The 13,003-nt window shown below is 42.4% G+C and carries 15 protein-coding genes; 1 reads left to right on the plus strand and 14 read right to left on the minus strand.

Annotation, left to right across the window (positions count from 1 at the left end; genetic code table 11):
* The 12 genes from AX677_RS05420 to typA form a co-directional block, all read right to left on the minus strand.
* On the minus strand, window positions 1-258 hold a 258-nt coding region (locus AX677_RS05420), incomplete at its 3' end, for a DivIVA domain-containing protein (protein WP_156445993.1).
* A gap of 9 nt (window positions 259-267) precedes the next feature.
* Window positions 268-1,053, minus strand: coding sequence for an RNA-binding protein (locus AX677_RS05425; protein WP_060976430.1), 786 nt, complete (start codon window positions 1,051-1,053; stop codon window positions 268-270).
* Window positions 1,050-1,325, minus strand: a complete 276-nt coding sequence (locus AX677_RS05430; RefSeq protein ID WP_002896162.1) for a YggT family protein — start codon at window positions 1,323-1,325, stop codon at window positions 1,050-1,052. Before AX677_RS05430 ends, AX677_RS05425 begins: the two co-directional genes overlap by 4 nt.
* A gap of 5 nt (window positions 1,326-1,330) precedes the next feature.
* Window positions 1,331-1,906, minus strand: coding sequence for a cell division protein SepF (locus AX677_RS05435; RefSeq protein ID WP_060976431.1), 576 nt, complete (start codon window positions 1,904-1,906; stop codon window positions 1,331-1,333).
* Between the two features lie 9 nt (window positions 1,907-1,915).
* On the minus strand, window positions 1,916-2,587 hold the full coding sequence (locus AX677_RS05440) for a YggS family pyridoxal phosphate-dependent enzyme (RefSeq protein ID WP_060976432.1): 672 nt from the start codon (window positions 2,585-2,587) through the stop codon (window positions 1,916-1,918).
* A gap of 8 nt (window positions 2,588-2,595) precedes the next feature.
* A complete protein-coding gene (gene ftsZ / locus AX677_RS05445; protein ID WP_060976433.1) occupies window positions 2,596-3,873 on the minus strand; it encodes a cell division protein FtsZ in 1,278 nt (425 codons plus the stop codon).
* Between the two features lie 16 nt (window positions 3,874-3,889).
* The gene (gene ftsA, locus AX677_RS05450) at window positions 3,890-5,248 is read right to left on the minus strand and encodes a cell division protein FtsA (RefSeq protein WP_060976434.1); all 1,359 of its coding nucleotides are present in this window, start codon (window positions 5,246-5,248) and stop codon (window positions 3,890-3,892) included.
* Window positions 5,249-5,369: 121 nt separating this feature from the next.
* Window positions 5,370-6,575, minus strand: a complete 1,206-nt coding sequence (locus AX677_RS05455) for a cell division protein FtsQ/DivIB (protein WP_060976435.1) — start codon at window positions 6,573-6,575, stop codon at window positions 5,370-5,372.
* A complete protein-coding gene (locus AX677_RS05460; RefSeq protein ID WP_060976436.1) occupies window positions 6,572-7,642 on the minus strand; it encodes a UDP-N-acetylglucosamine--N-acetylmuramyl-(pentapeptide) pyrophosphoryl-undecaprenol N-acetylglucosamine transferase in 1,071 nt (356 codons plus the stop codon). The genes AX677_RS05455 and AX677_RS05460 overlap by 4 nt, the downstream gene beginning before the upstream one ends.
* 1 nt (window position 7,643) lies before the next feature.
* The gene (gene murD, locus AX677_RS05465) at window positions 7,644-8,996 is read right to left on the minus strand and encodes a UDP-N-acetylmuramoyl-L-alanine--D-glutamate ligase (RefSeq protein ID WP_060976437.1); all 1,353 of its coding nucleotides are present in this window, start codon (window positions 8,994-8,996) and stop codon (window positions 7,644-7,646) included.
* A 216-nt stretch (window positions 8,997-9,212) separates the two neighbouring features.
* The gene (locus tag AX677_RS05470; protein ID WP_002898040.1) at window positions 9,213-9,482 is read right to left on the minus strand and encodes a DUF3165 family protein; all 270 of its coding nucleotides are present in this window, start codon (window positions 9,480-9,482) and stop codon (window positions 9,213-9,215) included.
* A 23-nt stretch (window positions 9,483-9,505) separates the two neighbouring features.
* Entirely contained in the window at window positions 9,506-11,353 is a 1,848-nt protein-coding gene (gene typA / locus AX677_RS05475) for a translational GTPase TypA (RefSeq protein WP_060976438.1), read from the minus strand.
* Between the two features lie 180 nt (window positions 11,354-11,533).
* Here typA and AX677_RS05480 point away from each other — a divergent pair, with 180 nt between their 5' ends.
* The gene (locus AX677_RS05480; protein ID WP_060976439.1) at window positions 11,534-12,259 is read left to right on the plus strand and encodes a 16S rRNA pseudouridine(516) synthase; all 726 of its coding nucleotides are present in this window, start codon (window positions 11,534-11,536) and stop codon (window positions 12,257-12,259) included.
* A 33-nt stretch (window positions 12,260-12,292) separates the two neighbouring features.
* Here the strand turns inward: AX677_RS05480 and AX677_RS05485 are convergent, their stop codons facing one another.
* Both AX677_RS05485 and AX677_RS05490 read right to left on the minus strand, forming a co-directional pair.
* Window positions 12,293-12,532, minus strand: a complete 240-nt coding sequence (locus tag AX677_RS05485; RefSeq protein WP_002896181.1) for a DUF4190 domain-containing protein — start codon at window positions 12,530-12,532, stop codon at window positions 12,293-12,295.
* Between the two features lie 89 nt (window positions 12,533-12,621).
* Window positions 12,622-13,002 (minus strand): rhodanese-like domain-containing protein, encoded by a 381-nt coding sequence (locus tag AX677_RS05490; protein ID WP_002900929.1) that lies wholly within the window; start codon window positions 13,000-13,002, stop codon window positions 12,622-12,624.
* Window position 13,003: the final 1 nt, after the last annotated feature.

The raw sequence follows: 13,003 nt of genomic DNA on the forward strand, positions 1-13,003 counted from the left end.
GTTGGCAGCAACTTTAACGCGCTCAGCCGTATCCTGAGCAATCAAGACAGACTGGCTGAGAGAGTCTTTCATCTCATCAAAATATGTCAGACGTTCTTCCAGATTACGAATTTTTGCTTCTTTTTCGTGGTTTTCACGAACCAAGTCCTCATAATCGCGGACAACGATGTCAAGGAATTCATCTACCTCTTCAACATCATAGCCTCTAAACTTGGTACCAAAGGATTTATCTTTAATTTCTAATGCTGTAAGTGTCATAGTTCCTCCTCATTTACTAGCTAATAATTCAACGGTTAACTTATGTTTTCCATTCTTGGAAAGGCCATTTTCTCTTAAAACCTTAAATCTTCCAAATCGTCTAACACTAATCAAGTCTTCAAGTCCGACCTGCTGGCTGGGATTGTCATTAACAGCATAGTTCATTTTCACATGCTTGCCAGAAATTAGCTGAGCAGCCTGGCTTCTTGACAACTTAAAGGTGCTGGCTACCAACTTATCCAAGCGAAGACTAGACGCTAAAATTTCTCTGGTGACAGCCTGCTTCTGCTCTTTCAGCAGCTCTGCAAAGGAAACTTCCTTTAGTTTGACAGGCATCTTTGCAACTTTGGAGACATGATCTATAAAATACTGAGCCAGTCTTTTATCTACAAAGAGCTGAGCACGGTCTCCAACTACAAGAATATCGCCAAAGGTCCGTCTTTCAATCCCTAATTGATTGAGAAGAGTCCCCATAATCTGCGAATGACTGATTTTATAAAATTTGCTTGCATAGGAAATTTCCAGCAAGCTCAATTCAAAATCATCCATATTCAGTTGGTAATAGGAAGGCGTCACAAGAACTCTTGCCAGTTCACTTGGAAAATAATCTGAACTAGCAAAGACTTGCACATCATATTGCTTGCCAATATTCTTCAGGATTGAGACCTGATGGGGATTCAGAAAAGACGTTGTTTCAAACACATAGGTATTTTGAACCCGCTGAAGCAGCTCCAGACTCCTATCAATAAACTCTCGATCCTCATGCGAAAAATGTTGATATAAATCTTTCATCATAATAACATTAGTAAGACGCTTATTAAATAAAAGACCACACGATTTAAAAGGTTTAAAGCCAGAATTGCAACCCAAACGGTAAAGTCCAGCCCTGCAAACTGCAAGGGAAGACGGCGGAAAAGTTTTAAATACGGTTCTACAATTCGTGTTAGAAACTCTCCGAATTTGGTTTGATAGGCTCCCGGAAACCAAGATAGAAGTGCATAGACAATCAAGGCAATGCTATAAAGATCAAAAAGATTAGAGATGGCACGAATTACAAAATATAACATATCTCTTATCTACTGCGCTTCATATCAAAGTCGAATTCGCTGATTTCAACATCGTTAGGCAGGCGGATATCTTCCACATTTACCACTACATTAATCGGAGTCAGCAAATACATAGTGCTTGCAACTTTTTTCAAATTTCCAGCCAAGACATAACGCGCACCGTCTAGGTAGTCTAAACAGCGACGAGCCTGTACCTCAGTCATATACTGGAAGTCAATCAGAATGCTTTCATTGGCCAAAAGCAGGTCAACAATTTCAGTCGCTTCCTCATATCTCCTCGGATAACGAACATCAATCGTAATCTTCTCATCCGCATTTGCACGGTGCTGAGCCAATTCCTGCTGACGTGCATGCAGTCTGGTAATATTCTCTGTCGAAGATTTCTGTTGTGGCTGTGGCTTCGCCGCAGCAACCGGACGAGGAGCTGGCTTGCTCTCTCTGACTTGCTTAGGCTGAACCAATTCAGGCTTCTGCTTAACAGGCGCTGCAGGTCTGCTGACAGTCTGCTCCTGAACCTCAGTCTCATCTCCATCTTCTGTAAAATAATCTATAAATTTATCAAATCTATCTTTTAATGACATATTTCTTTCCTATTTAAAAAATGCTGTACCGATTCTGACATAGGTCGAGCCATGGGCAATTGCTTCTGGATAATCACGGCTCATTCCCATGCTTAATTCAGAAAAGGGCATATTATTTAACTGTTTCTTTTTTAATTCTTTTTGTAGTTGATAAGCCTTTTCAAAAATTTGGTTCAGCTCTTCATGACTAGCGTCAAACGGAGCCATAGTCATCAATCCCACAATTTGAACATTTTCTAATTTTTCAAGTTCAGGCAGGACAACTTCAAGATCTTCAACTAAAAAGCCATGCTTGCTCTCTTCTTTAGAAATATTCACCTGTAGGAAACATTTAATCACATGTTCAGCCCGTTTGTCAATCTCCTTGGCCAATTTTACAGAATCTAAAGCGTGAAAGTAATCAACATAGTTAATCACATCCTTGACTTTTCTCCTCTGCAAACTGCCGATCAGGTGCCAGGTCAGATTCTCATCTTTCAGAGCATGGTATTTATCTAGAAATTTATCTACCCGATTTTCTCCGATATGCTGAATACCTGTACGAACAAGCTCCTGAGTTGTTTCGCAGTCAACATATTTGGTAACTGCAATGATATTTACTGAATCTTTCAAACGTTGTGCTTGCTCCGCCGCTTGAGCGACGGACTGAAACACAAACTCTTTATTATTCTGCAAATTCATGATTTAGATTAACGATTTCTGAAGAATGGAGGTGTCTCCAATTCATCATCATCTTCATCAGTTTGTGCATAGCGCTCCACGCGAGCTGACGAACTTGGTTCAGCCTGACGAACAATAGCTTCGCGGCGAAGATCCCAATCACCAAAGGCTGAACCTTTAGGCGCATCCGTTCTTTGACGGCTTGGAGCAGGAATATCAACCGTTTCGGTCATATCAAAGTTTCGTTCAAACTGTCCTGATCGAACTTCGCGATTTGGCTCAACTTGCTGCGGACGGCTTGGACCGGTAGGCTGCTGTGTCTGACGAATACCGCTGACATTTTCAACCTTGTCCTGACGGACACCAGTAGCTACAACAGTCACGCGGATTTCATCCTTCATAGACTCATCAATCGCAGTACCGAGCCAGATGTTCACGCCATGACCTGCTGCTTGGTTGACAATTTCTGAAGCTTCTTCAGCTTCAATCAGAGTCATATCTAGGCCACCAGTAACGTTGACAATTACGTCCTCTGCACCATCAATGGTTGTTTCCAAAAGAGGTGAGTAAATAGCTTTGCGAGCAGCTTCGATGACGCGTTCTTCGCCACTACCAACACCAATTCCCATCAAAGCATTACCCTTGTCTGCCATAACTGTTTTCACATCGGCAAAGTCAAGGTTAATCAGTCCTGGACTAGTAATCAAGTCAGTAATCCCTTGGACACCTTGGCGAAGAACATTATCTGCTTCGCTAAGTGCTTCAAGGAGCGGAGTCTTCTTATCTACAATTTCAAGCAAGTTGTTATTTGAGATAATCAAGAGTGTATCTACGTGCTCGCGAAGTTCATTGATTCCCTCTACCGCAAAAGTGCCACGCTTGCTTCCTTCAAAACCGAAAGGACGTGTAACTACAGCAACAGTCAGAGCACCAACATTTTTTGCAATACGAGCAATCACTGGAGCAGCACCTGTTCCAGATCCACCACCCATACCAGCAGTGATGAAGACCATATCTGCTCCTTGCAGAGCTTCTGTAAGAACTTCTTCACTTTCTTCAGCAGCCTTACGGCCTACTTCAGGCTGACCTCCGGCACCGAGTCCGCGAGTTAGCTTAGGACCAAGCTGAATAACTGTTTCAGCTTTGGCACTACTAAGCGCTTGAACATCAGTATTTGCTGCGATGAATTCAACACCCGCAACACCTTCATCAATCATTCGGTTGATGGCATTACCGCCACCTCCACCGACACCAATAACTTTAATTACTGCGCCTTGTGCAGCAGCAGCGTCAAATGAAAATGTCATATTCTCTGTATTCTCCTTAATCAAACATTTTGCCAATTAGGTTGCGCATCCGATCTGTAATACCGGTTTTTTGCTCTTGTTTTGATACATCAGCACTGGCAACTGGAACTTCCTGAATCGGTTCCTCAAGAATTTCAGCTGCTGGTTGAGGTTCAAAGTGTGGTACTGACTGAGCAGAACGCTCAAAAGATACAGGTCGATGACGCAACTGCTCATCACCATGGACAGCAACCTGAGCCAACGAGTCTACATCCGTTAAGTTCCCAGCGTATTCTGATAGGCTGATAACATGCGCAAAGGCTGGGTTACGAATTCCAATTTGATTTGGTACATATAGCTTGACATTTACGCCAAACACTTCGTGAGCAAGCTCAACTACTCCTGGAAGAATAGCTCCTCCACCAATAATCACAATGCCACCTGGTAAATCTAGAAGGTGTCTTCTATCCAAATCTCGTTTGATTTGCTCAAAAATGTGTTGGATACGAGCAGAAATAATCTCAGCCAAATACTTCTCAGTTACTTCAACCGGCTCAATCTCTCCAATCACTTCTACTTGGAAGGACTCTGTCCCAGCTTCTGGAACATAAGCAGAACCATAGTTAAACTTGAGACTTTCAGCCAACTTTTGCGAAGTCTTCAAAACCTTGGAGATGTCCTTGGTTACGTAGTCACCGCCTTCTTGGTATATATTCGTATATTGAAGTTCTTGACCTCTAACAGAAGCTACTGTAGTTTGGCCGCCGCCCATATCAATGACAGTTGCCCCAAACTCACGTTCCCCTTCGTTCAAGATTGACTTAGTCATAGCCAATGGGGAGATAATAACGTTCTCAAGCTGAACTCCCGCACGCTCCACTGTCTTGCGGAGGTTGTGGAGAATAGTCCGTGGTCCAGTATAGAGAAGACCACGCATTTCTAAGCGAATCCCCATCATGCCGCGTGGGTCACGAATCCCTTGGAAACCATCCACTACAAACTCTTCTGGGATGAAAGTAATCACTTCGCGGTCAGGAGTCATACTTTTAGTCAGAGCAGATCTAACAACATTCTCTACATCTGTATCTGTGATTTCCTTAGAATCACTAGTCACAGGAATCATACCCTGAGTAGGCTCAATCTGTAAGAGATTAGCCGGAAGTCCGACATTAACTAAACCAATTGAAATGCCTGCCTTTTCTTCTGCTTGAGAAATAGCTGTCTTAATGGCAGCAGCAGCAGCCTCAATATCAACAATAATTCCATCTTTAACGCCAGCACTTTTTGCATTGCTGACCCCAATAACATTCATTTCATTGTTGATGTGCTCTGCCACCAACACTTTAATTGAGCTAGTTCCTATATCTAATCCAGTAAAAAAGCCGTCTCTAGCCATTACACCAGTCCTCTCTATCTTCCATGTTTCCGGTCTATACTAATAACGCTAAAAATTAGAGTTACCCAAGCTTTATTATAACATAAAGAAAATGAAAATGTGCAGTTTTTCTACATATAATTTAGCGATTTTCGGTATTTCCCGGGTTTTCTGTCGAATTTTGCGGCTCTGCAGATTCTTGTTCTTGACTTTCTGTCACCTGCTCAGCCGCTTGTTCTGTTGGCTGTCCCGTCGATTCCTCTTCTGCTTTCTGCTTTTCTTCGTCAGAAGAAGACGACTCGTTTTGAGCTCCTTCAACATAACTAAAAATCCCTGCTTCCATATCTACAACACTAGGTACACCCTCTTCCAATTGCGATTGTATTCCCTTGTAATATGGCAGTTTTTTGGCAATATGCGAAATTGGTACCAAGACTTTGTTGCCATCATGCATGGTAAGCGTAACCAAGTCCGGTGTCACCTTGCTTGGAGTCAACTGAACTGTCTTAATATTTTTCTTGACCGAAGCCGGTACCTTTTCAATTTGAAGGGCAAATTCCTTAATCAATTTTTTATCTGAAAACTCTATCGAAATATGGGTTTCCGGCAAAGAATCTGCAGCAGTCGGGTCCGAAATAATCTCCCCATTTGTCAGAATAGGATAATACTGACCACCCTCATGCAGATAGGCCAGAACTCCGTACTCCTTGACCTTTACCTGAAAAGTAATCGGAAACTGATAAGCCATCTCCAGATTGTTAATCCAAGGACTAGAAGCTTTCATATTGCGGATATGATTGCCGCCATTGATAAAGGTTGTTAAAGTATAGTCCTTTTCATCAATCTTACTGCTTTTGAGCAGTTCTTCCTGACTGACCATTTGGTTCCCTGAAAATTTGATAGTCTTCATGGTCGCTAGTGGTGTCAAAAAATAAACTGACAGGAGAAAAATCAAGCCACTGCCTAGCAAAACTGGCAGTGCTCGATAAATATGAATCCTCGAGATATGCACCTTAGCAGCTTCTTTTTCTGCCTTTTTCTGAAGTTTCTCAAGTTTTTTGCGCTCTTTCTCGCTCAATTCGGTCTCTAGCTCAGATTCGGATGACTCATCTTCCAAATATTCTGTTTCTTCCTCTTCATAAGATAAGTCATCTTCTTCCGTCTCTTCAGCTATTTCTCCGCCTTCGATTGAGTCCTCAGCTTCTTTTACTTCCTCTTCTTCCAGCTCCTTTTGTTTGCTGGCCTCTTCCTGAGCCTTCTTTTCAAGATATTCTTTATTTCGTTTCTGCCATTCAGAGAGGTGCTCACTTACCTCTTCCTTTGGCTCATCGTGGTTTTTCTTGCTCATTTCTTTCCTTTATCAATATCCGCTTTCAATAAAGCATAAAATTCATCTACAGACTTGATTTCCTGAGAATTTTTCATAGCTTGATGATAAGAAGCCTGGTTCGCCAAAAGGTCATCAAGTGCTGCCTGTAAATTGCTCATATCCAGCTGTTCCTCTGCCAATTGCTTGGCATATCCCTTTTTCACAAAATAATCCGCATTTTCAATCTGATCGCCGCGGCTTGCTTCGCGTCCTAAAGGAACGATAATGTGCAGCTTAGCCATGGCCAAGAGCTCAAAGATTGTATTGGAACCGCCGCGAGTCACCACTACATCTGCCAAGTCCATCAAAGGCTGGTAGAGGTCGGTTACATAGGCTCTGCGAAAGAGACGGTCAGACAAAACATCTAAACTTGCATCGCCTGTCAGATTGATGATGTTATAACGCTCGGTCAGTGCAGCCTGATTCTGGCTGACAAAGTCATTAAAGACCTTAGCACCAGCAGAACCACCGACGAAAAGCAGGGTTGGCAGTTCCTTATCAAAATACTGACGAATTTCTTCTAGTTCCTGCGGTAGAACTGACTCTTGGTTACCGACCTTGGTCACAGCTCCGACATGCTCAATCTTGGTTAGACTGGAAGGTTGCTCAAAGGTTGCATACATCTTGGTCGCACACTTATAGGCGATTTTATTGGCCAAGCCAATGGATAGATCCGACTCATGAACATAGACAGGCACCCCAGACAGGCGAGCTGCAATCACAGACGGAACGGACACAAAGCCTCCCTTAGAAAAGAGAGCCTGTGGCCGTACCTTGAGCATGATGCCCAGCGACTGGAAAATGCCCCAGACGACCTTAAAGCCATCCAGCAGATTCTGCCAAGAAAAGTAGCGGCGAAGCTTGCCCGTAGCTACCGAATGGAAGATCACGTCAAGTCCTGACTTTTGGATTTCCTGGTACTCAATACCACGCTTATCGCCAATATAATGAACCTGCCAGCCTTCTTTGATAAATTTTGGAATCAGGAGAAGGTTGAGGGTTACATGCCCGACCGTTCCTCCACCTGTAAATACAATCTTTTTCATCTTAACCTTTTAATTCTTCAAATGCAGCGAGAAATTCATCGCCACGGACTTCAAAATTACTATACATATCCCAGCTGGCATTGGCAGGACTGAGCAAGATAATGTCTCCTGGCTCCGCTTGAGCAAAGGCCTTATGAGCTGCATCCCGGACATTAGTCGCATCCAGATAAGAAACACCAGCCTGATCAGCGGCTCTCTTTACACGCGGAGCTGATTGCCCTAAGATTACCATCTTCTTGAGCCCTTTGAGGTCAGGCACCAACTCGTCAAATTCATTGCCTCGGTCCAAGCCACCTGCAATCAGAATCACCTTGCTATTGTCAAAACCGGACAAGGCTTTCTGGGTTGCCAAGATATTGGTAGACTTACTGTCGTTGTAAAAGGCAACCTCATTTACCTGCCCCACATACTGGAGACGATGCTTAACGCCTCCAAAAGCTGACAAGACTTCTTTGATCGTCTGATTATCAATACCACGAAGTTTAGCTACTGCAATAGTAGCCAGAGCATTTTCGACATTGTGACTGCCAGGAACACCGATTTCAGCCACCTTTATAATCGCTTCTCCACGGAAGGTCAAGACATCACCATCAAGATAGGCACCATCCACCTTTTCAGTTGTTGAAAAAGGAACAACAGTAGCCTGAGTTTGGCTAGCCATTCCCTTGGCCCAATCTTGATTGAAATTCAAAACAAGATAATCATCAGCTGTCATGTTTTTCTGGATATTCCACTTGGCAGCTGCATATTCCTCAAAAGAGCCATGGTAGTCCAGATGAGTCGGCATGAGATTGGTGATCACAGCTATCTGTGGATGAAAAGCCTCAATCCCCATCAACTGGAAGGAAGACAGTTCCATGACCAGTGTATCTTTGCCACTAGCTGATTGGGCTACTTGACTGGCAGGAAAACCGATATTACCAGACAAAAGACCATTTTGACCACCAGCCGTCAAGACTTGCGCAATCATGGTTGTGGTCGTCGTTTTGCCATTTGATCCCGTAATACCAATAATTGGAGCTTCAGAAATCAGATAAGCCAACTCAACTTCAGTGATAACAGGAATCTCCTTCTCCAGAGCCCGAATAACCATAGCATTATTATAAGGAATACCTGGATTTTTAACCATCAATTCAAAGTTTTCATCCAGCAACTCCAGAGGATGGCCTCCTGTCACCACTTTAATGCCTTCTTCTAGCAAGGATTGAGCAGCAGGATTTTCCTCGAAAGGTTTACCGTCGTTAACTGTCACGATGGCTCCTAATTTATCTAAAAGGCGAGCAGCAGATTCACCTGACTTAGCCAAACCTAAAACCAAGACTTTCTTGTTAGCAAAACTTGCTATATTCTTCATAAAAAACCTCTTTAATTGTACTTCATTCTATTTTACCCTTTTTTAAAGAAATAAAAAAGACATAGGAGTCTTTTATTTTCGACTGTAAGCAAGTTTTGAAAAAAATGATATGTTTTCATCTATTTGAAATATTTTGTAACATAAACCTATTGTTTTTGTAAAGAAAAAGAGCAAAAGCCCAAACGTCTATCCGACTTTCTAAGCTCTTGCTCTTTTTTATTCTTCATCAAAATTCTTTTTTGATTTCTTAGGCGGCTTGAGGCGATTAATATCCCGCAAAGCCAAGACGGTCACTACGGATAGGCCGAAACCTACAAAATATTCAGCCGGCAACTGGAAAATTTTAAAAATGCCTAAACCAAATAAGATAATCAAGGCCACAATCAGTAAAACCATGGTCACAGCATTAACAGTCCCTTTAATACTGGATGGAACAGCAAAAATGTAGAAAAAGAGGATTAAAATCCCAATGATAAGATAAACCATCTTGCTGCTCCTTTCCATTTTGCTTATTCAGCTGCAGCTGATTTTTTCTTTTTATTGGCTTTTTCGCGTTCTTGTTTGTTCAAAATTTGCTTACGCAGACGAATAGATTCTGGTGTTACTTCCATGTACTCATCGTCGTTCAAGAATTCCAAAGATTCCTCCAAGGTCAAGATACGAGGTGTCTTGATAACTGCTGTCTGGTCCTTGGTTGCAGAACGAACGTTAGTCATCTGTTTAGCTTTGGTGATATTAACAGTCAAGTCATTTTCACGAGAGTTTTCACCGATGATCATTCCTTCGTAAACCTCAGTACCTGGGTTGACAAAGATAGTTCCGCGCTCTTCGATAGACATGATTGAGTAAGTCGTTGCCTTACCAGCATCAATAGATACCAGAGCACCGCGGTGACGGCCACCAATTTCCCCTGGAATCAATGGCAAGTATTGGTCAAATGTATGATTCATAATCCCATAACCACGAGTCATAGATAAGAACTCAGTTGAGTAACCAATCAATCCACGCGCTGGAACGAGGAAGACCAAACGAGTTTGACCATTACCAGTTGAAATCATATCCAACATTTCACCCTTACGTTCAGAAAGACTTTGGATAACAGATCCTTGGTACTCTTCTGGAGTGTCGATTTGGACACGCTCAAATGGCTCACATTTGACACCGTCAATCTCTTTCACGATAACTTCTGGACGAGATACTTGCAGCTCATATCCTTCACGGCGCATGGTTTCGATTAGGATTGATAAGTGCAATTCGCCACGACCTGAAACGGTCCACTTATCTGGTGAATCTGTTGGTTCAACACGAAGGGATACGTCTGTTTGCAGTTCGGCCTGCAAGCGTTCTTCAACCTTACGAGAAGTTACCCATTTCCCTTCGCGACCAGCAAATGGTGAGTTGTTGACCAAGAAAGTCATTTGAAGCGTTGGTTCATCGATGTGAAGGATTGGAAGAGGTTCAATGGCATCTGTCGGTGTAATGGTTTCACCAACAAAGATATCTTCCATACCGGATACGGCAATCAAGTCACCCGCTTTCGCTTCATTGATTTCACGACGCTCCAAGCCAAAGAAACCAAAGAGTTTTGTGACACGGAAGTTCTTCGTTGTACCGTCTAGTTTAGAAAGAGTTACTTGATCACCAACCTTAACAGTACCACGAAAGATACGTCCGATACCGATACGACCTACGAAGTCATTGTAGTCCAAGAGTGAGACTTGGAACTGCAAAGGCTCATCTGAGTTGTCCACTGGAGCAGGGATATGGTCGATAATGGTATCAAAGATTGGTGCCATTGTTTTTTCTTGATCAGCTGGATTGTCTGACAATGAAGAAGTTCCGTTGATAGCTGAAGCATAAACAACTGGGAAATCAAGCTGGTCATCGTCTGCACCAAGCTCAATGAAGAGCTCCAATACTTCGTCTACTACTTCTGCTGGACGAGCAGATGGTTTGTCGATTTTGTTGACAACAACGATTGGGACAAGGTCTTGTTCCAAGGCTTTTTTCAATACGAAACGAGTTTGTGGCATGGTTCCTTCGTAGGCATCTACCACCAAAACAACACCGTCAACCATTTTCATGATACGCTCAACTTCTCCACCAAAGTCCGCGTGTCCTGGTGTATCCATGATGTTGATACGAGTCCCGTTGTAAGCAACGGCTGTATTTTTAGCAAGGATCGTAATACCGCGCTCTTTTTCGATATCGTTTGAGTCCATAGCACGCTCTGCCAACTCTGTACGAGCATCAAGAGTTTCAGATTGCTTCAATAATTCGTCAACGAGGGTTGTTTTCCCATGGTCAACGTGGGCGATAATCGCAATGTTACGGATATCTTCTCTTAATTTTGTCATGATTTCCTCTGAATTTTTAAATTTTATTTCTAACTGAACAATTATACCACAGACGCAGGCAAAAAACACGGCTTTGATAAGTGTAAATGTTTTCATTAAAAAATATGGGAGCTGCATGAGGATTTGCATTTCCCATCCTGAAAATTTATGATATGATTTAGAAAAAAATAAGGAAAATAGATGCGCCTCGACCAACTGCTAGCTGCCAATCATATCAGCCGAAAAAAGATGAAACAAAGCCTTTTACAAAAACAGATTTTAGTGGATGGTAAGCCCGCCTACAAACTCAGCCAAAACGTTGATACCGGCCTGCAGCAAATTACTTTTCAAGGCAAACATGTCAGCGACCCTGCCCACCGTTACTACATGCTGAATAAACCCGCAGGTGCAGTCACTGCCAATCGCGACGCTGAAAAATTAACTGTTCTGGATTTGCTGGACAAGGAGGTAGAGAAAGAAAATCTTTACTCTATCGGACGGCTGGATAGAGATACCGAAGGGCTTCTTCTGATTACCGACAATGGTCCTTTGGGATTTCAGCTGCTGCACCCTCAATACCATGTTGAAAAAACTTACTATGTAGAAGTCAATGGACCTTTGACCCCTCAGGACAAAATTGCCTTTCAAGAAGGCATTCGCTTTTTAGACGGTACTGTCTGTCAGCCCGCCCAGCTCACTATCTTCTCTAGCCGCTCCAGTCTGAGCCGTGCTAGCGTCAGGATTTCTGAGGGGAAATTCCACCAGATCAAAAAGATGTTTCTGGCAGTTGGTGTCAAGGTCACCTATCTCAAGCGAATTCAATTCGGAGATTTTACATTAGACCCAGATCTAGCAAAAGGCGATTACCGTGCTTTGAACCAAGAAGAATTAGGGGTTATTAAAAAATATTTGGAGAAAAGTTGGTAAAACAAAAAAGCTTTAAAAAATAAAGCTTTTTTGTTAGTAGCCTGCTCCGTTCATAAGTACCATGACATTTAGAATCCAAACAATTACGGAAATTACAATCCCTACGATACCCAGAATTTTTTCTGTTTTATAGTCTAATTTAGACTCTTTTTGATGTGAATTAGCCAACACCAAACCGATAATACCCAAAATAAGACCTACCAATGGAATGAAAAAACCAAAGATGATAGATAGGATACCTAAAACAAGTGAAGATTTTTTCTTTTCTTGCATGTTCTAAAAACTCCTTAAAATTAATATTAATTTATTATAACATAAGAAACTGGCTTTGTATATATAGTGCGACAAATTTTTGATTTATGTTAACTAGCCTTCACCTTGCCATTCCAAGAATCCAACCCATAAGAAAGAATATAGATTTCTTTAAATCCTTGTTTTTTCAGATACAGAGCCGCATTGGTTACGCGCTGACCACGACTATTTTCATAGAGGAGAACAGCCTTGTCCTTGCGAAGTGCACCGACACTATCCTTGAGCTGCTGAGATGGAATATTGCGAGCGCCTAAGATATGCTTCCGGTGAAAATCTGATGGATCCCGCAGATCAACCAACTGACCTTGGCGAATCAAATCTTCAAATTCCCCGTTATCCACGATTTTTGCTGCCTGACGAAGGCGCAAATAATTAAAGCCCATCCAGCCAATTATTCCTAAAAGTACCGCCCACAAAATCCAAATTGTCATC

The sequence above is a fragment of the Streptococcus sp. CCH8-C6 genome (genome assembly GCF_001557225.1).
Taxonomy (GTDB): Bacteria; Bacillota; Bacilli; order Lactobacillales; family Streptococcaceae; genus Streptococcus; species Streptococcus sanguinis_C.